The sequence below is a fragment of the Mesorhizobium sp. AA23 genome, assembly GCF_001672435.1.
In the GTDB taxonomy this organism is placed as follows: Bacteria; Pseudomonadota; Alphaproteobacteria; order Rhizobiales; family Rhizobiaceae; genus Mesorhizobium.
This window is the reverse complement of record NZ_LYTP01000029.1, coordinates 147,820-164,119: the sequence shown is the minus strand read 5'-3', so window position 1 is coordinate 164,119 and position 16,300 is coordinate 147,820. Positions and strand designations below refer to the sequence as shown.

Annotated in this window: 16 protein-coding genes and 2 tRNA genes; 15 read left to right on the top strand and 3 right to left on the bottom strand. The window is 64.3% G+C overall.

From position 1 onward, the window contains the following. The first annotated feature begins 75 nt into the window (after positions 1-75). From A9K66_RS23380 to A9K66_RS23320, 13 genes are all read left to right on the top strand, one after another. A complete protein-coding gene (locus A9K66_RS23380; protein WP_067328452.1) occupies positions 76-543 on the top strand; it encodes a peroxiredoxin in 468 nt (155 codons plus the stop codon). Positions 544-709: 166 nt separating this feature from the next. After that, positions 710-1,993, top strand: coding sequence for a M23 family metallopeptidase (locus A9K66_RS23375; RefSeq protein ID WP_067328271.1), 1,284 nt, complete (start codon positions 710-712; stop codon positions 1,991-1,993). Between the two features lie 137 nt (positions 1,994-2,130). Further along, positions 2,131-3,567: an FAD-binding oxidoreductase gene (locus A9K66_RS23370; RefSeq protein WP_067328269.1), complete on the top strand. Its 1,437-nt coding sequence runs from the start codon at positions 2,131-2,133 to the stop codon at positions 3,565-3,567. After that, on the top strand, positions 3,564-4,298 hold the full coding sequence (locus A9K66_RS23365; protein ID WP_067328267.1) for a FadR/GntR family transcriptional regulator: 735 nt from the start codon (positions 3,564-3,566) through the stop codon (positions 4,296-4,298). The genes A9K66_RS23370 and A9K66_RS23365 overlap by 4 nt, the downstream gene beginning before the upstream one ends. 2 nt (positions 4,299-4,300) lie before the next feature. Beyond that, positions 4,301-4,735, top strand: a complete 435-nt coding sequence (locus A9K66_RS23360) for a VOC family protein (RefSeq protein WP_067328264.1) — start codon at positions 4,301-4,303, stop codon at positions 4,733-4,735. A 65-nt stretch (positions 4,736-4,800) separates the two neighbouring features. Continuing rightward, positions 4,801-5,853, top strand: coding sequence for an ABC transporter substrate-binding protein (locus tag A9K66_RS23355; RefSeq protein ID WP_176477644.1), 1,053 nt, complete (start codon positions 4,801-4,803; stop codon positions 5,851-5,853). Next, the gene (locus A9K66_RS23350; protein ID WP_067328259.1) at positions 5,853-6,626 is read left to right on the top strand and encodes an ATP-binding cassette domain-containing protein; all 774 of its coding nucleotides are present in this window, start codon (positions 5,853-5,855) and stop codon (positions 6,624-6,626) included. Before A9K66_RS23355 ends, A9K66_RS23350 begins: the two co-directional genes overlap by 1 nt. Next, positions 6,623-7,378 carry an ABC transporter permease gene (locus A9K66_RS23345; RefSeq protein ID WP_067328257.1) on the top strand — a complete coding sequence of 252 codons (756 nt, stop codon included), beginning with the start codon at positions 6,623-6,625 and terminating at the stop codon, positions 7,376-7,378. The genes A9K66_RS23350 and A9K66_RS23345 overlap by 4 nt, the downstream gene beginning before the upstream one ends. A gap of 141 nt (positions 7,379-7,519) precedes the next feature. Beyond that, the gene (locus A9K66_RS23340; RefSeq protein ID WP_067328255.1) at positions 7,520-8,686 is read left to right on the top strand and encodes an ROK family transcriptional regulator; all 1,167 of its coding nucleotides are present in this window, start codon (positions 7,520-7,522) and stop codon (positions 8,684-8,686) included. Next, entirely contained in the window at positions 8,683-9,447 is a 765-nt protein-coding gene (locus A9K66_RS23335; protein WP_067328253.1) for an ATP-binding cassette domain-containing protein, read from the top strand. Before A9K66_RS23340 ends, A9K66_RS23335 begins: the two co-directional genes overlap by 4 nt. A 40-nt stretch (positions 9,448-9,487) precedes the next feature. Further along, the gene (locus A9K66_RS23330) at positions 9,488-10,528 is read left to right on the top strand and encodes a sugar ABC transporter substrate-binding protein (RefSeq protein WP_067328250.1); all 1,041 of its coding nucleotides are present in this window, start codon (positions 9,488-9,490) and stop codon (positions 10,526-10,528) included. 97 nt (positions 10,529-10,625) lie between these two features. Then, positions 10,626-11,621 carry an ABC transporter permease gene (locus tag A9K66_RS23325; protein WP_067328248.1) on the top strand — a complete coding sequence of 332 codons (996 nt, stop codon included), beginning with the start codon at positions 10,626-10,628 and terminating at the stop codon, positions 11,619-11,621. 13 nt (positions 11,622-11,634) lie between these two features. Next, positions 11,635-12,405 (top strand): SDR family oxidoreductase, encoded by a 771-nt coding sequence (locus A9K66_RS23320; protein ID WP_067328246.1) that lies wholly within the window; start codon positions 11,635-11,637, stop codon positions 12,403-12,405. Positions 12,406-12,427: 22 nt separating this feature from the next. Here the strand turns inward: A9K66_RS23320 and A9K66_RS23315 are convergent. Beyond that, positions 12,428-12,503: transfer RNA gene (locus tag A9K66_RS23315), tRNA-Val, on the bottom strand. 218 nt (positions 12,504-12,721) lie between these two features. Between A9K66_RS23315 and A9K66_RS23310 the strand changes: the two genes are divergently transcribed. Next, positions 12,722-12,798, top strand: a tRNA-Asp gene (locus A9K66_RS23310). Between the two features lie 226 nt (positions 12,799-13,024). Next, positions 13,025-14,371: an FAD-binding oxidoreductase gene (locus A9K66_RS23305; protein ID WP_067328243.1), complete on the top strand. Its 1,347-nt coding sequence runs from the start codon at positions 13,025-13,027 to the stop codon at positions 14,369-14,371. Positions 14,372-14,822: 451 nt separating this feature from the next. Here the strand turns inward: A9K66_RS23305 and A9K66_RS23300 are convergent, their stop codons facing one another. Together A9K66_RS23300 and rbsK are read right to left on the bottom strand one after the other, a co-directional pair. Then, positions 14,823-15,068, bottom strand: coding sequence for a hypothetical protein (locus A9K66_RS23300; RefSeq protein ID WP_067328240.1), 246 nt, complete (start codon positions 15,066-15,068; stop codon positions 14,823-14,825). A 300-nt stretch (positions 15,069-15,368) separates the two neighbouring features. Next, the gene (gene rbsK, locus A9K66_RS23295) at positions 15,369-16,298 is read right to left on the bottom strand and encodes a ribokinase (protein ID WP_067328238.1); all 930 of its coding nucleotides are present in this window, start codon (positions 16,296-16,298) and stop codon (positions 15,369-15,371) included. Positions 16,299-16,300 lie beyond the last annotated feature (2 nt).

Below are 16,300 nucleotides of genomic sequence, written 5' to 3'. Positions count from 1 at the left end.
CTCGTCGTGGACGAATCCCCGCCTCACGTTATATCGATGCTCGATCCGCGCGTAACCGCAAACAAGGGCATCGACATGGCTGAACTCGACGTGGGCGACGTTGCGCCGCAATTCGATCTTCCGCGCGACGGCGGCGGCTCCCTCAGCCTCGCCGCGATCCGGGGAAAACCTGTCGTACTCTACTTTTATCCGCAGGACGACACCACAAGCTGCACCAACGAGGCGATCGGCTTCTCGCAGCTGAAGCCGGAATTCGAGAAGGCCGGCGCCGTGGTCATCGGGCTGTCCCCCGATAGCGTCAAGAAACACGACAAATTCAAGGCGAAATACGATCTCACCCTCGATCTCGTCGCCGACGAGCAGCGCAAGGCGATCGAGGCCTATCATCTGTGGGTCGAGAAGACGATGTACGGCCGCAAGTACATGGGTGTCGAGCGCGCCACCTTCCTGATCGGCCAGGACGGACGCATCGCCCGCATCTGGCGCAAGGTGCGCGTCAAGGGCCATGCCGAAGAGGTGCTGGAGGCGGTGCGCGCGCTCTGAAGCGGGGCAGACCAAAAGCTTCCGCGATTTTGCTGGCCTCCTTCCCTGCAACCTGCCACCCGCGTTGCGGGATTTGGTTATGCCGACATCGGGGCCAGCAAAGCTTTGTTAACCCTAATAATGTGTAATCGAGCTGTCGTTGGAGTCGTAACGAAAGCTTGGTCCCGTGAATTCAAACGGTCAGTCAGCGGTCTTCGGCAGGCGCAAGGAGCCCCATACGGTCATTATCGCCCGGGGCAACGAGATCCGGCATTTCACCATCCGCCCGTGGCTCGCCGCCTTCATCGGGTCGGCGCTTGCGGCGATCGCCATCGGCTATCTGCTCGCCACCTCCTACCTGGTGCTGCGCGATGACCTGATCGGCGCCACCACGGCCAGGCAGGCGCGCATGCAGCAGGCCTATGAGGATCGCATCTCCGCGCTTCGCGCCCAGGTCGATCGCATCACCAGCCGCCAGCTTCTCGACCAGCAGCTCATGGAGACCAAGGTCGGCGAGTTGCTGGCCAGGCAGACCCAGCTCAGCCAGCGCCACGGCCGGCTCGGGCCGATCCTCGAACGCGCCGAGAGCGAGGTCGGCGATGTGCCCGCCGCAGCCAATGCCGCAGCGACGAAACCCGACGAGCACGCCGAGATCACCGGCGGCCTTTCGCAGGTCCCGACCTACTCCGTCGCGTCGTTGGGCGCCGGCGACACGAGGCCATTCTCCCTGTGGTCGACACGCTCGGACCCGCTCGACAACGAAACGTCAGCGGATCGCGCCGACAAGCTCTTCGTGTCGATCAACGCTTCGCTCAAGGCCATCGAGAACCAGCAGCTCACCCGCATCACCACGCTTGCGGACAACGCTTATCGCAACGCGGACGCGATCTCGCAGGCACTGCAAGCCGCCGGGCTGCCGGTCGACACGGAGCTCGACAAGAACGATGTCGGCGGGCCGCTGGTGCCGCTCGATTCCTCAATGATCTTCGACAGCAAAGTCAAAGAGCTGGATGAAGCGCTTGATGCGCTGGATCAAGTCAAGAAAGAGGCGCGCAAGCTGCCGCTCAGCAATCCCGCGCCGGGTCATACTGTGACCAGCCCGTTCGGAGTGCGCACCGACCCGATCCTCGGCACGGCCGCCCTGCATACGGGAATGGATTTCAGGGCGCCGATCGGCATGCCGGCGAAGGTCACCGCTGCCGGCGTCGTCACCAAGGCCGGCTGGAACGGCGGCTACGGCCGCATGGTCGAGGTCGACCACGGCAACGGCTTTGCGACGCGCTATGGCCACCTCAGCGAGATCGACGTGACTGTCGGCCAGAAGCTCGCCGCCGGCGACGTGATCGGCAAGACCGGCAGCAGCGGCCGCTCGACCGGTCCGCATCTCCACTACGAGGTGCGCCACAACGGCGAGGCGGTCGACCCGCTGCGCTTCCTCGCCGTCGGCAAGAAGGTCGCGCAGTACATTTAGCGCACGCCTCGCGGCCGACCCGAGGTCCCTCCAGATTTATCCACCGTTTTGCCTGGGCAGCGCCTCGCTTCGGATTGACTCAATCCAAGTTGTAGGATGATATACATCACCCTATCGCCTCACCGATTGCGCCGCTGATGACCGTTCGCAGCCTCTCACCGGATATCCTCAGCGTCCTCGAAGACGCAGTGGGGCCGAGCGGTCTCACTGCCGACACTGCTGGAATGGCGAAGTATCTCGGCGATTGGGCCGGCGACTATCGAGGCAGCGCGCTGGCCGTACTGCGCCCCGCGTCGGTTGCGGAGGTGCAGGTGCTGATGCGTCTGTGCAGCGAGTTGGGACTCGGCGTCATTCCACAGGGCGGCAACACCGGCTTGGTTTCGGGCGCCATCGATGGCACCACCACCGGCGGTGTAGTCGTCAGCCTGGAGCGGCTGAACGCCATCCGCCGGATCGATCGCGCGAACTTCACACTTCAGGCGGACGCAGGCTGCGTGCTGCAGACGATCAAAGAGGCAAGCGAGGCCGAAGATTGCCTGTTCCCACTGGCGCTCGGCGCACAAGGCAGTTGCCAGATCGGCGGCAATGCCGCGACCAATGCCGGCGGCGTCAACGTGCTGCGCTACGGCATGGCGCGCGACCTGATCCTGGGGCTGGAGGTTGTTCTGGCCGATGGCGAGCTGTGGAACGGCTTTTCCGGGCTGCGCAAGAACAACAGCGGTTATGACCTGAAGCAGCTGTTCATCGGCTCCGAGGGCACGCTCGGCATCATTACCGGTGTGGAGGTCAAGCTGTTCCCGAAGCCTGCCCGTGTCGAGACCGCCTATCTCGGCCTCATCTCGTTCGAAGCGGCCATCGGCCTCTTCAACCGAGCGCGACGCGCCTGCTCCGATCTGATTTCCGCCTTCGAGATCATCGGCTCGGAATGCATCGATTTGGCCCGGCTGGTCGATCCTGGAATGACGGCGCCTGTCGCAGCACCCGTCCATGCGCTGATCGAATTGTCCTCCGGACCGACCATCGACCTCAACGGCGTGCTCGCCAGTTTTCTAACCGATGCACTCGAAGGCGGCCTGGTAGCCGACGCAGTCCTCGCGACCAGCAACGCGCAGGCTAAGGCCTTCTGGGCGATCCGCGAGGGACTGGTCGAGGGCCAGGCGAAGCGCGGCTACCACGTGCGCACCGATCTCTCGGTGCGCATTTCCGATATCCCTGCCCTTGTCGAGCGCGCCCGCCGCTTCGTCGCCACCGAACATCCGGGCTGGATTGCACTGGCCTATGGCCATGCCGGCGACGGCAACATCCATTTCAATGTGCTGCCGCCGCTCGATCTCGCTGATGGCGAAGCCCGGGCGCGCGGCGAGGAAATCACGGCGGGACTCTACGACATCGCCGTCAGGCTCGGCGGCTCGATCAGCGCCGAGCACGGCATCGGCCGCAGCCGTGCCCGAGAATTCTGGGCCGGGCTTTCGCCGGCGCATCGCCGCATGGCTGCCGCGCTGAAGACTGCGCTCGACCCTAAAGGGGTGATGAACCCCGGCTGCCTGCTGCCCTCGACGGAGCGTTTTTTATGAAGCAGAGACTGGCCGCCATCGGCACCGTCGAGACCCTGCCGCACCGGGTCGCGGCCTTCCTCAGCCGCGAGATCGAATCCGGCGAGTTGAATCCCGGCGCGCGGCTGCCGACCGAGCAGGAGCTTTCCGAGAAGTTCGGCGTCAGCCGCAATGTGGTGCGCGAGGCGATTGCCCAGTTGAGGGCGGACGGCATGATCGAGGCGCGGCAAGGCATCGGCGCCTTCGTGCTGGCGCCCCAGCAAAGGGCGGCGATCCGCATCGACCGCGAGGCGCTCAAGGACACCCACAATATGGAGCGGCTGTTCGAGCTGCGTTGCATCCTCGAGGCCGAGTCGGCGGCGCTCGCCGCGGCGCGGCGCGGGCAGGAGCATCTCGATTCGATCAAGGCGGCGCTCGACCGCATGGGCGGCGAGGAGCGCTGGGAAGAAGGCAGCATCGACGCCGACCTGCTATTCCACCGCGAGATCGCGCGGGCGACCGGCAACAGCTACATCCACACCTTCATCTCTTTTGTCTGCGAGCAGATCCGCCAGTCGATCCACTATGCCCGCTTAACCAACCCGCTGCACGATCTCGTCGAGATCAATGTCGGCGAACATGTGCGCATCTATGAGGCGCTAGTGGCGGGCGATCCGGCGGCGGCAGAAGCAGCAATGCGTACGCACATCATCGGCGCTGCGAACCGCGTCGGCGTGAAGCTGCCACTCTCCAAGACCGGCGGGACGAAATAATCATGCCGGCCAACCTCACCCGCATCTCCGACGTCTGCCTGCTGGTGGAAAATATCGAGCGTACGGTCGACTTCTATGTCGGGAAACTCGGCTTCCGGCTGCGTCGGCGTGCCGAAGGGTTTGCCGATTTCCATGGCGAGGGCGTGACGCTCGCCGCCTGGGAGCTCGACCACATCAACCGACACACCGGCGTCTCGAACCAGAGATCGCCGCGCCAAGCGCACAAGGTTTGCGTCGCCGTCCAGCTCGGATCGCCGGCCGAGATCGACCGGCTGCACGGCGAATTGAGCGCCAAGGGCGTGCCCTTCTATGGACCGCCCGAAAACTACGTCTGGAATGCGCGCTGCGCCTATTTCACCGATCCGGACGACACGCTTTGGGAGCTTTACGCCTGGCTCGACGGCGGCCCTGGCGACTACCACGACCAACAGCCGTAGCGACGCCGCGCCGAGGGAGCGGCGCTTGGAAAGAAGAGACAAGAAGTCTGCAACAGGAGCGAAAAATGAGTGGGAACCAAGACTACGAATTGAACCGCCGCGCTTTCGTGAAGGGCGGCCTCGCAGCGGTCGCAGCCGCGTCAGCCGGTATGCAATTGGTGTTGACGCCGGGCGCCAGGGCCGCCGGCAAGGTCGTCATCCAGTATGACTGGCTGATGTCCAATGGCCAGATCGGTGACATCGCGGCCGTCGCCAACGGCTATTTCAAGGATGCCGGGCTCGAGGTGGAGTTCAGCCCTGGCGGCCCCAATGCCTCGACCGTGCCGCCGGTGATCTCCGGCGCCGCGCAGCTCGGCCAGTTCTCGGAAACGCCGCAGCTTTATGCGGCGCGCGCCAGCGGCGTGCCGATCAGAATCATCGCCTGCGGCTTCCGCACCGGCCCCTATGCGCTGACCTCGAAACCGGGAAAGCCAATCCGCAATGTTGCCGACCTCAAGGGCAAGAAGATCGGCATCCAGCCGACCGCGCGCTTCGTCATCGATGAGATCCTGGCCAAGAACGGTATCGACCCCTCGGAAGTCACCATCGTCAATGTCGGCTTCGACAAGGCGCCTCTGGTGCGCGGCGACGTCGACGCCATCGGCGGCTGGATCACCAACACCCAGGCGCTGAGCGCGGTCGGCGAGGACCGCATCGATCTCCTGGTGCGCGACCTCGGCCTCGCTTCCTACGCCGACGTCTATTTCGCGACCGACGCGGCGATCGAGAAGGACCCCGACACACTGGCGAAGTTCGTCGGCGCGGTCGGCAAGGGCTGGGGCTGGGTTCACGCCAACCCCCAGGAAGCGGTGAAGAAGATGGTCGCCGCGTATCCGGAGATGGATCTCGGCTGGGAAGAGAAGACCGTCAACCTGGTGCTGAAACTCTCCTTCGACGGCGCGACCGCCAAAGATGGCTGGGGCACGTTCGACCCTGCCTCCATCGAGGAGCAATTGACGCTGCTCGACAAGGTCGGCCAGTACCCGAACGGACGCCCGGCCGCCAAAGATGTCTACACCACGAAGATCCTGGAGCTTTCGGCCGCGGACCGGCCCAAGCTCGACGCGCCCGCGGCCTGATGCCGAACGCCATCGAAGCGCAGAAGCTCGATGTCGGCTATGGCGGCCGGCAGAAGGTCGTCAAGGTGCTGTCCGGCCTCGACCTCACGGTCGCGGCCGGCTCCTTCCTGTCGATCCTCGGCCCGTCGGGCTGCGGCAAGTCGACCTTACTTCGCGTGGTGGCGGACCTGCTCGACCCGCTGGACGGCACGATCAGCGTGCTTGGGGCCACACCGCACGCGGTGCGCTCGCGCCGCGACGTCGGCTTCGTCTTCCAGGATTCCACCCTGCTGCCCTGGCGCACGGTGCGCGACAATGTGCGCCTGCCGCTCGGCGTCGGCCAGCGCAGCCTCACACGCAAGATCGATGACCGCAGCAGCGAACTGCTGGAGCTGATGGGGCTTGGCGGACTCGGTGAACGCCTGCCGCATCAGCTTTCGGGGGGCCAGCGCCAGCGCGTCGCCATCGCGCGCGCCCTGCTTGGCGAGCCCAGGCTGCTTCTGATGGACGAGCCGTTCGGCGCGCTGGACGAGATCACGCGCGATCGCCTCAACGACGAATTGCTGACGCTCTGGCGGCGCACCGGCACAACGATCCTTTTCGTCACCCATTCGATCGCCGAAGCCGCCTATCTCGGCGAGCGCGTCATTGTGCTGGCTGCCAATCCGGGACGGGTGGTGAAGGACCTCGACCTGCGGTCCTTCAAGCAGGAAGGCAACCGCTGCAAGCGCGAGGATGCGGCGATCGTCGGCGCCATGGCCGAGTTGCGTGCAGCGCTGGAGCGCGCATCGTGAGACCGGCGCCGCTTGCCCCGCAAATGGCGATTGCACTTCCGGTTCTGGGCGCGGCGTCGATCCTGATTGCCTGGCAGTATCTCCTGCCGCTGCTCGGCGTGCCGGCCTATATCGTGCCGACGCCGACGGCGATCTTCGGCGTCTTCCAGAAGAATTTCGCCCTGCTCATCGACAATCTCAGACCGACGCTGATCGAGGCGCTGGCGGGCTTCGTCATCGGCAATCTCGCCGCCGTGCTGCTTGCCGTGGTCTTCGTGCACAGCCGCATCCTGCAGGCCGCCTATTTCCCGATCGTCCTGTTCTTCAACACCATTCCGATCCTGGCGCTGTCGCCGATCATCATCCTGATCTTCGGCCTCGGCATGACGCCAAAGATCGTCATCGCCGCGGTGATCTGCTTCTTCCCGACCCTGGTGAACATGATCCGGGGCCTGGATTCGGCTAGCGACAACGAGCACGAGCTGTTCCGCGTGCTGTCGGCGACACGCTCGGAGATCTTCTGGGCTCTGCGCCTGCCCCGCGCCCTGCCGATGCTGTTCTCCTCGCTGCGCATCGCCTCGGCCACTGCGGTGATCGGCGCCATCGTCGGCGAATGGATCGGCTCGGACAAAGGCCTCGGCGCGCTGATCATCCAGGCGACGTTCAACTATCAATCCGACCGGCTCTACGCCGCGATCGTGCTGTCGTCGTCGCTGTCGATCGCGCTTTTCTGCATCGTCGTGCTGATCGAGCGTCGCGTCATCAGATACTAGCTTTCCGCACATTGTCCGGGTGGCAAGCGCGGGGGCCGCAGGGAAAGTTGCTCTCCTCGGGAGCCGGGCAAATTATTTTTGAATTCCATTTGACTGAATAAATCTTCTCTGCGAACCTTGTGTCCGTCAGGAGCGCAAGCCATGGCGTTGCGGGGAACCAATCAGGAGTTCGGGCGGCCATACAACCGGCGCATCGTGCTCGAATCCATCCGCCGCTTCGGTCCGATCGCCCGCGGCGACATCGCGCAGCACGTCGGGCTCACCGTTCAGACGGTCTCGACCATCGTGCGCGAGTTGGAGGAACAGGCTTACATACTGTCGGTCCGCGAGGAACCGAAGGGCCGCGGCCAGCCGCCGGCCACGCTGCGCATCAACCCGGAAGGCGGCTATGCCGTCGGCATCCACCTCACCCCGCTGGGGATAGACGCCGCACTCATCAACCTGAGCGGCGACGTGATCGAGAGCGTCCATCGCGAAGCGCCGAGCCCGACACCCGATCTCGCCTTCGAGGCGATCGGCGCCATGGTTGCCGATCTGACCGGGCGCCGCGCCGGAGGACGGGTCATCGGCGTCGGCATGGCGCTTCCCGGCCCGTTCGGCGTCGAGTCCATGAGCTTCGTCGGACCGACCACAATGGCCGGCTGGAAAGGCGTGCCGTTGCGCGAGCGCCTTGCCGCCGCGACGGGCCTGCCCGCCTTCTTCGAGACCGATATGGCGGCGGCGGCCATGGGGGAACGCCTCTACGGCCTCGGCCTCCAGCGTTCCGACTACTACTATCTCTACTTCAGCGTCGGGCTTGGCGGCGCCATGGTGCATGACGGCGGCGTGCTGCGCGGGGCCTGGGGCAATGCCGGCGAGATCGGACACATCCCCGTCGTTCCGGAAGGCGAGTTTTGCCCCTGCGGCAACCGGGGCTGCCTCGAACGCTATCTGTCGCTCGAGGCGCGCGGCCGCTGGAACGGCAACGACGCCGGATGGGTGGCTGAAGTCGCTCCGATCTTCCGCAATGCCATCGCCGTGATTGAAAATCTTTTCGATCCCGAGACGATCGTGCTTGGGGGCCTCGCCTCGCCTCAGTTGCTCGAACGCCTGGCTGCATTGGCGGAGCCGCTGCACAATTCGGTTTCGGCTCGCAAGGATCGCGCCGCGCCGCGCATCCTCGTGGCGCAGGGCGGGCAGCATGCCGTGTTGCGCGGCGCCGCGGCACTTGCCGTTTCCGGCGTGCTTTCGCCACGCTTCGGCCAGATCTTCACCGCCAAGCGGCAGCGCGAAGGCGACCTTCTGAACGGCGGAGACATCGCGGCATGAGCGAACCCCTGCTGGTCCTCGACAACGTCACCAAGAATTACGGCGCCATCCGGGCGCTGAGGGGCATCAGCTTCTCGATCGCGCGCGGCGAGGTGGTGGCGCTGCTCGGCGACAACGGCGCCGGCAAGTCGACGCTGGTCAAGATCATCGCCGGCGGACTCGAGCCGACCTCGGGTCGCATGCTGTTCGAAGGCAAGGAGTTCCTCGCCAAAACCCCCGCCGAGGCCAAGGCCGCCGGCATCGAGACCGTCTACCAGGACCTCTCGCTCTGCACCAATGTCGACGTGGTGGCCAACTTCTTCATGGGCCGCGAGATCACCCGCAGGGTGCTGGGCGTTCCGGTGCTCGACGAGCGCGCGATGGAGTCAGTAGTGGCGAAGGCGCTGGCCAATGCCGGCACTCGCATTCCCTCGCTGCGCACCAAGGTCGAGCATCTCTCGGGCGGCCAGCGGCAGGCGATCGAGCTCAACCGTTTCGTTCATTGGGGCGGCAAGCTGGTGCTGCTCGACGAGCCCTTCGCCGCGCTCGGCGTCGAGCAGACGCGCCGCGGCCTCGACATGATCCGCAAGGTGGCGAGCCAAGGCATCGGCGTCGTCATCATCACCCACATCATGCAGCAGGCCTTCCAGGTCGCCGACCGGATCGTGGTGATCCGCCAGGGCGTCGTGGCGGGCGACGTTGCCCGCAACAAGACAAGTCCCGATGCGGTGATCAACATGATCACCGGGGAAACGCTCGCCGGTGCCGGACCGGCGGGCTGAGGGACAAATGAGGGGTCCGGCGAAAAGAGGAGCGAACGACATGAAGCGAATGCTACTTTCTGTCTTCGGTATCCTGGCCCTGGCCATTGCCACGCTCACGCCGGCATTCGCCCAGTCCAAGGGTACCGTCTACTACCTGGTGCCGACCTTGCTCGACGAATTCCAGACCGGCTCGGTGAGCGCGCTGGAACTGTTTCTGAAACAGGTCGGCTACGAGATGAAGACGCTGAACGCCGACAACAAGACCGACGCTCAGCAATCGCAGATGAACGACGTGATTGCGCTTAAGCCGAAGGCGATCATCCTCGCCGCGGTCGATTTCAATGCGTTGAAGCCATCCGTTGAAGCCGCCCGCGCGGCCGGCATCCCTGTGGTCGAGTTCGACCGCCAAATCACCGCCACGCCGTCCGACTTCACATCGGTCGCCGGCACGGTCGAGATCGGCCACATTGCGGCGGAGCAGGCCGAAGCGCTGCTGAAGGCCAAGCATGGCTCGGTCAAGGGCAAGATCCTGCAGGTGCTCGGCGATCCCGGCGATCCCTACACGCTCGACATCCAGAAGGGTTTCGAGGAGAAGATGAAGGCGTTTCCGGACGTCAAGATCATCTCGCTGCCCGCCATGCAGTGGGAGGCGAGCAACGCCGGCACCATCGTCGCCGACCAGATCTTGGCCAATCCCGACATCGACCTGATCTTCAGCCACGCTGCGCATCTTTCGGTCGCGGGCGTTGCCTCGCTGGAGGCCGCCGGTAAGAAGCCGGGCGATGTGATGATGATGAGCTCGAACGGCGCGCCGGTCGGCCTCGACCTGATCCGCAAGGGTTGGCTCAACGTCGAAGTCGAACAGCCGCTCTACGCCCAGGCCGCGGCCGTCGCCATGTTCATGGACAAGGTCGTCAACAAGCAGGAGATCAACCCCGGCGAGTACGACGTGCTCGGCCTGAAGTCGGTGGTGACCAAAGAAGCCTGGGGCCCGAACATCAAGATCCCAGGCGCGGCGATCACCAAGGAGAATGTCGACAACCCCGCTTTCTGGGGCAACCTGAAGCCGCCGACGGACACCGTTAAGCCCGTCGAGTAGGCCTTTTCCATCGAGCTCCGGGCCTCCCGGCCCGGAGCCTCGCGGGCCCGCCCCGCGGCAGCCGCACATTCAAATCCGACGCTAACCGGATCGGCCGATGAGCCCACGCACCCGCCACAGTCTCGAGCTTGTGCTCGACAATCTCGTCTGGTTCATGCTGGTCTTCGTGCTGGCCGTGTTCTCGACCCTCATTCCGAACTTCTTCCAGCTCGGCATCTTCGCCAACATCGTCGAGGCATCGAGCGTGCTGGGCGTGATGTCGATCGGCCTGGCGCTGGTCATCATTGCCGGTCACATGGACCTGTCGGTTGAATCGGTCGCGGCGCTCAGCGCCATGGCAGTGGGCATCATGTTCTGCTCGTCAGGCATAGGCCTCGGCCTCCAGTTGCATCCGGACTGGCTGATGGTGCCGGTCTCGCTCGCCGCAGCCCTGGCGGTGGGAGCCATTATCGGCGTCATCAACGGTTTCCTCATCGTCAGGCTGCAGATGAGCGCCTTCATCATCACGCTTGCCTCCTATATCTGGGTGCGCGGCCTCGTGCTTGTCGTTTCCGGCGGACGCTCGGCGCAGGATTTGGCGCCGGCCATCCGCTGGTTCGGTATCCAGCGGCTCGCCGGCCTGCCGCTCACCGCCTGGATCGCTGTCGGCTGCTTCGTCGTCTTCTCGCTGATTCTCGCCAAGACGCCGTTCGGCCGGCATCTGGTGATGATCGGTGGCAACGAGACCGCGACCTTCCGTGCCGGCATCCGCGTCAATCGCAACCTGATCATCGCCTTCGTCCTTGCCGGCGCCATCGCCGGCCTCGCCGGCTGGCTGCTCGCCATCCGCACCTCCGGCGCCACCGCCAATCTCGGCGTCGGCCTGCTCTTCAACGCCTTCGCCGCCGTCGTCATTGGCGGCGTCAGCCTGAAAGGCGGCGTCGGCACCCTGCCCGGCGTCTATGCCGGCGTGCTGCTTCTGTCGGCCATCAACACCGCCATCAACCTCATGGCCCTGCCGGCCAACTTCACCCAGGTCATCCACGGCTTGCTGGTGCTGGCGGCCGTGCTTCTCGACGCTTTCAAGCAAACCATTCGCCAAAGACTCGCATGACAGGACGGCTGGCATGACCGGAAGCATCGAAGGCAAGGTGGCGGTGATCGTCGGGGCCGCGCGTGGCATCGGCAGGGGCATAGCCCAGCGCTTCACCGAGGAAGGCGCCAGCCTTGTGCTGGCCGACAGTGAAGCCGAAGCCGGCAGAGCGAGCGCCGACGAACTTGGTGCCGCCTTCATCCGCACCGATATTTCCAAGATGGCCGACGCCGAAGCGGTGGTGGCATTGGCGCTGCAGCGTCACGGCCGCCTCGACATCATCGTCCAGAACGCCGGCATCTATCCCTGGCAACTGATCGAGAACACCAGCCCGGAAGATTGGGACCGGGTCATGGCGGTCAATCTGCGCGGCAGCTTCAACGCCGCCCGGGCAGCGCTTCCACCGATGAAGGCTCAGGGCAGCGGTCGCATGCTCTTCACCTCTTCCATTACCGGCCCGCAGGTGAGCAGCCCCGGCCACGGCCATTATTCGGCAAGCAAGGCCGGGATCAACGGCTTCATCCGCTCGGCGGCGCTGGAGTTTTCCGGCTATGGCATCACCGTTAACGGCGTCGAGCCTGGCAACATCCTGACCGAAGGCATGAAGCTTCACCGCGATGCCGCCTTCATCAAGAGCATGGAGGACGCCGTGCCGCTCGGACGTCTCGGCACGCCGCGCGACGTCGCCAACGCCTTCCTGTTCCTGGCCTCCGACGACGCCAGCTACATCACCGGCACGACGATCGTCGTCGATGGCGGCCAGCTCCTGCCCGAAGGCCAGGATTTCCGCCTGACGCCGCCGTGAGTTCTTGATTGTGCCGGGAAAGTGGTGGGCGATGACGGGCTCGAACCGCCGACATCTTCGGTGTAAACGAAGCGCTCTACCAACTGAGCTAATCGCCCGCTCCGGGCCGGACCTTTAAGCAGTTAGAGCTCTATTCGCAAGGCCCAATGAACAGCCGGCGCACTCACTATCGGATGGATTTCGCCAATGCCAGCGCACTTGTCAAAAAACCTTCTGCTGATTGCTGTTATGCTCACATGCCGCGCTTGACACCCGCAAACGAACCCCTTATCCAGCGCCCCAACGACGAACACGCCTGACACGTGCTCGTCAGTGCGCGGGTGTAGCTCAGTCGGTTAGAGTGCCGGCCTGTCACGCCGGAGGTCGCGGGTTCGAGCCCCGTCACTCGCGCCAGACTTTTCAAGGGTTTAAGCCCTGCTCAAAAGCTTGAACTTTCATTTTCCGGAGAGTTTCAACTTTTTGTATTCGCTACGGCCAACATTCGCGATCCACCGCGTCTGAATGGGCGACTACGGGAGCCGCTCGTCAGGCGCCTGTGCTCCACCTTCCCCAGAACTGCCTCAAGAAAGGTTGGCTGCCGGTGGGCCATAGCTGACGCAGCCTTTTCAGGATTCTCCCCTTGCCTACTTTCCCGTTCTCCGAAGCAGATCCGGTTCAATTTCCCGGCCCTCCACCAAATAGCGCTGACGTGGTCATTATCGGTGGCGGCGTTATCGGCGTTGCGACAGCGCTTTTTCTTGCGCGGCGCAACATCTCGGTGACGCTGTTGGAAAAGGGACGCATCGCTGCCGAACAGTCCTCGCGCAATTGGGGATGGATCCGCAAACAGGGACGCGATGCGGACGAACTGCCGATCGTGATCGAGGCGTCGCGTCATTGGCGGCAACTGGCTGAGGAATGCGGCGAAGACATCGGCTTGAAGCAGACAGGCGTGACTTACCTGGCAGGCTCCGACCGCGAAATGGCCCGCTTCGAAAAATTCATGAAGATCGCTGCCGCCCATGAGATCGACACGCGCCTGCTGAACGCACGGGAAACCGCCGGTCTCATCAAAGGCATGTCGCGCAGTTTCAAGGGCGCGATGACAACGCCTTCCGACATGCGGGCGGAGCCTTGGCTGGCCGTGCCCGCACTCGCCAGGCTTGCCGCCCGCAAGGGCGTCAAGATTGTGGAGAATTGCGCGGCGCGAGCCCTGGAAATCTCGGCCGGGAGGATCAGCGGTGTGTGGACAGAGGCGGGTCACATCGAGACGTCGAGCGTTCTGCTCGCCGGCGGTGCGTGGTCTTCCCTGTTCCTGAGAAGACATGGCGTTTCCATTCCCCAGCTCAGTGTAAGGTCGACCGTCGCGGCAACCGAGCCGATGCCTGAAGTCTATGCAGGAGCCGCGGCAGGAGAGCATATCGCTTTCAGACGCCGACAGGATGGCGGATACACGCTCGCTGCCGGAGGCAGTCATTTGCTCGACATTGGCCCGGACGCATTCCGGCATGCGATGAAATACCTTCCCGCGCTTATGGCCAATCCTTTCGGCTCTCGCTATTCGCCGGCTGCGCCGGCGGGCTACCCGGATGGCTGGTCGACGCCGCGGCACTGGGCGCCGGATTCGCAAAGTCCTTTCGAAAGAATGCGGGTGCTAAATCCGGCTCCCGAACGCTCTGGTCTGCGTTCCATCGAGCGCAATTTCAGGCACCTGTTCCCACAGCTCGACGCGGTGCGCCTAAAGGCAAGCTGGGCTGGCATGATCGACGCGATGCCGGATGTCGTTCCCATTGTGGACAAAGTGCAGGCGCTCGTTGGCCTCGTTGTCGCGACGGGCATGAGCGGCCACGGCTTCGGTATCGGACCCGGAATCGGCCGCGTCGTCGCCGACATGATCCAGGGAAACCAGATCGGGCACGATCTCACCCGCTTTCGCCTGTCGCGCTTTTCTGACGGAAGCGCCATTCGGCCGGGCCCGGCCCTCTAGAGCAAGTCACCGACCGGCCAGCCTGCTCTGAGCAGCAAAATTCTTCAGCTGCGCGTGGGCGCCCCTATTCACTCGCCCAATATCACACCGGAGGCGACAATCTGCGCGGTTCGGGCGGTGAGCTTCTCGCGCTTTACAAGCGTGGGCTTTTTATAGGGCTTTTTCATCTCACCGTTCCGGGAAACCAGGCTGCCTGTGCTGATCAAGACGGTGAACGCGCTGGCACTGCTTGCGTTCCGCAGGCGCGTTTGGCGGGTTGAGCCAGCCTTGGCCGGCCCCGGTCATCAAGCCATGGCACGTAATCGCAACGGCTTTGCGTTCCGAAAACCCAGGTCTTGAAAGCCTTGTCGGCTCGAACTGCTGCCCGGTCCCGCAGTTCCAGGAGAAGGGCGGGACGGTTTGGTCGTCGCCAAGGGTTTACGGTCTGCACTCGCTCGGGAGGGTGAGCCCTCTAGTGTGGACGCGCTCGCTGCACCGGTGGCGCCGCATTTGCCGATATAAAGTCAGCTCCAGTGCCTTGCGATCCCCGCTTGTAGATGAGCCGCATGACCAGTCCGGCATATCCAATCTGGAGAATGATCATTGCAAGCATAGCGCAGCCGAGCGCTTTCCAGGCGGAGCCGGTTTGCAACCCGACCCAGATTGCGACGGTGAACGACGTCGCGAACATGCCCACCAGAAATTGCGGAAAATACATCGCCAGTACCCTCGACCCTTAAAGCGCCGCCGCTCCATCGCGGAGCGGCGGGCCCCCCAAAATAGCCGCCCGGCTACCGAGGCACGGTCCACCCCGGCATTGCTGACAGTGCAATTGCGATGCCAGACACGGTGGCCCATTACGGGACACCTATGCCGTTGATGCAAGGCGTTGGCGCCGATTAATATTAACCGTGGCTAATATGCAACCCTGGGGGCCGTGAGAGACCAACTTCTGTGAGTTGTGGTCAAGCCGATGGCCGGCTAGCGCCGCTGAAACGCCACGCGAGATTTGGCGGCTTCAACCGCGCGCCAGCAGCGCCTCGACTTCCTGGAGCGTCGGCATCGAAGGCGCGGTACCCGGCCGGGTCACCGAAATGCCTGCGACGGCACAGGCGAAGCGCACCGCCTCCAGCGGCTCGACGCCCTTGGCAAGCGCTGCCGCCAGTCCGCCATTGAAGGCGTCGCCCGCCCCCGTGGTTTCGATTACAGGGCCGGCAGTGACGGCGCCGACGTGATCGGATCGCTCCCTGGTGTGCAGCAGCGCGCCCTTCTCGCCAAGCGTCACGATAACGGCGCCGACGCCCTTTGCCAGCAGGCTGTCGGCGGCGCGGCGGGCATCGTCGACCGAAGAGACGGCGATGCCGGTCAGCCCCTCGGCCTCGGACTCGTTGGGTGTGACGTAGTCGCAAAGCGCGTAGATGCTGTCCGGCAGGGTGGCGGCCGGCGCCGGGTTAAGAATGGTAGTCACCCCTGCCCCGCGCGCGATTTGCAAAGCTTTCAGCGCCGCGTCAATCGGCTGCTCGAGCTGGGTGACAAAGACGCCCGCCGAGCGGATCAGGTCAGCATGCGCCTCGATGTCAGCGGACGAGATCAGCATCGCAGCACCCGGGCTGACGATGATGGCGTTGTTGCCGCTGCCCTCCTCGACAAAGATATAAGCCGCCCCGGTGTAGCTGTCCGGCGTGTCGATGACCGCGCTCTTGACCCCCGCATCCTTCCACGTCTGCTTGGCCATGTCGGCGAAGGCATCGATGCCGAGCCGGGTCAGGAAGGTGATGTCGGCGCCGAGTTTGCCTGCTGCGACCGCCTGGTTCGAGCCCTTGCCGCCGGGTCCGAGCTTGAACGAATTGCCGAGGATCGTCTCGCCCATGCGCGGCTGGCGGTCGGCGCGATAGGCGGTGTCGGCGACGAAGACACCCAGGATGACGACTGGCTTGCTGGCGGACATCT

Excerpts from the sequence above, each read along its gene's own strand:
- A9K66_RS23380 (WP_067328452.1), top strand. The coding sequence starts at position 76 with ATGGCTGAACTCGACGTGGGCGACGTTGCGCCGCAATTCGATCTTCCG.
- A9K66_RS23320 (WP_067328246.1), top strand. The coding sequence starts at position 11,635 with ATGACCGGAAGCATCGAAGGCAAGGTGGCGGTGATCGTCGGGGCCGCG.
- A9K66_RS23360 (WP_067328264.1), top strand. The coding sequence starts at position 4,301 with ATGCCGGCCAACCTCACCCGCATCTCCGACGTCTGCCTGCTGGTGGAA.
- A9K66_RS23300 (WP_067328240.1), bottom strand. The coding sequence starts at position 15,068 with ATGTATTTTCCGCAATTTCTGGTGGGCATGTTCGCGACGTCGTTCACC.
- A9K66_RS23340 (WP_067328255.1), top strand. The coding sequence starts at position 7,520 with ATGGCGTTGCGGGGAACCAATCAGGAGTTCGGGCGGCCATACAACCGG.
- A9K66_RS23325 (WP_067328248.1), top strand. The coding sequence starts at position 10,626 with ATGAGCCCACGCACCCGCCACAGTCTCGAGCTTGTGCTCGACAATCTC.
- A9K66_RS23355 (WP_176477644.1), top strand. The coding sequence starts at position 4,801 with ATGAGTGGGAACCAAGACTACGAATTGAACCGCCGCGCTTTCGTGAAG.
- rbsK (WP_067328238.1), bottom strand. The coding sequence starts at position 16,298 with ATGTCCGCCAGCAAGCCAGTCGTCATCCTGGGTGTCTTCGTCGCCGAC.
- A9K66_RS23365 (WP_067328267.1), top strand. The coding sequence starts at position 3,564 with ATGAAGCAGAGACTGGCCGCCATCGGCACCGTCGAGACCCTGCCGCAC.
- A9K66_RS23350 (WP_067328259.1), top strand. The coding sequence starts at position 5,853 with ATGCCGAACGCCATCGAAGCGCAGAAGCTCGATGTCGGCTATGGCGGC.
- A9K66_RS23330 (WP_067328250.1), top strand. The coding sequence starts at position 9,488 with ATGAAGCGAATGCTACTTTCTGTCTTCGGTATCCTGGCCCTGGCCATT.
- A9K66_RS23370 (WP_067328269.1), top strand. The coding sequence starts at position 2,131 with ATGACCGTTCGCAGCCTCTCACCGGATATCCTCAGCGTCCTCGAAGAC.
- A9K66_RS23335 (WP_067328253.1), top strand. The coding sequence starts at position 8,683 with ATGAGCGAACCCCTGCTGGTCCTCGACAACGTCACCAAGAATTACGGC.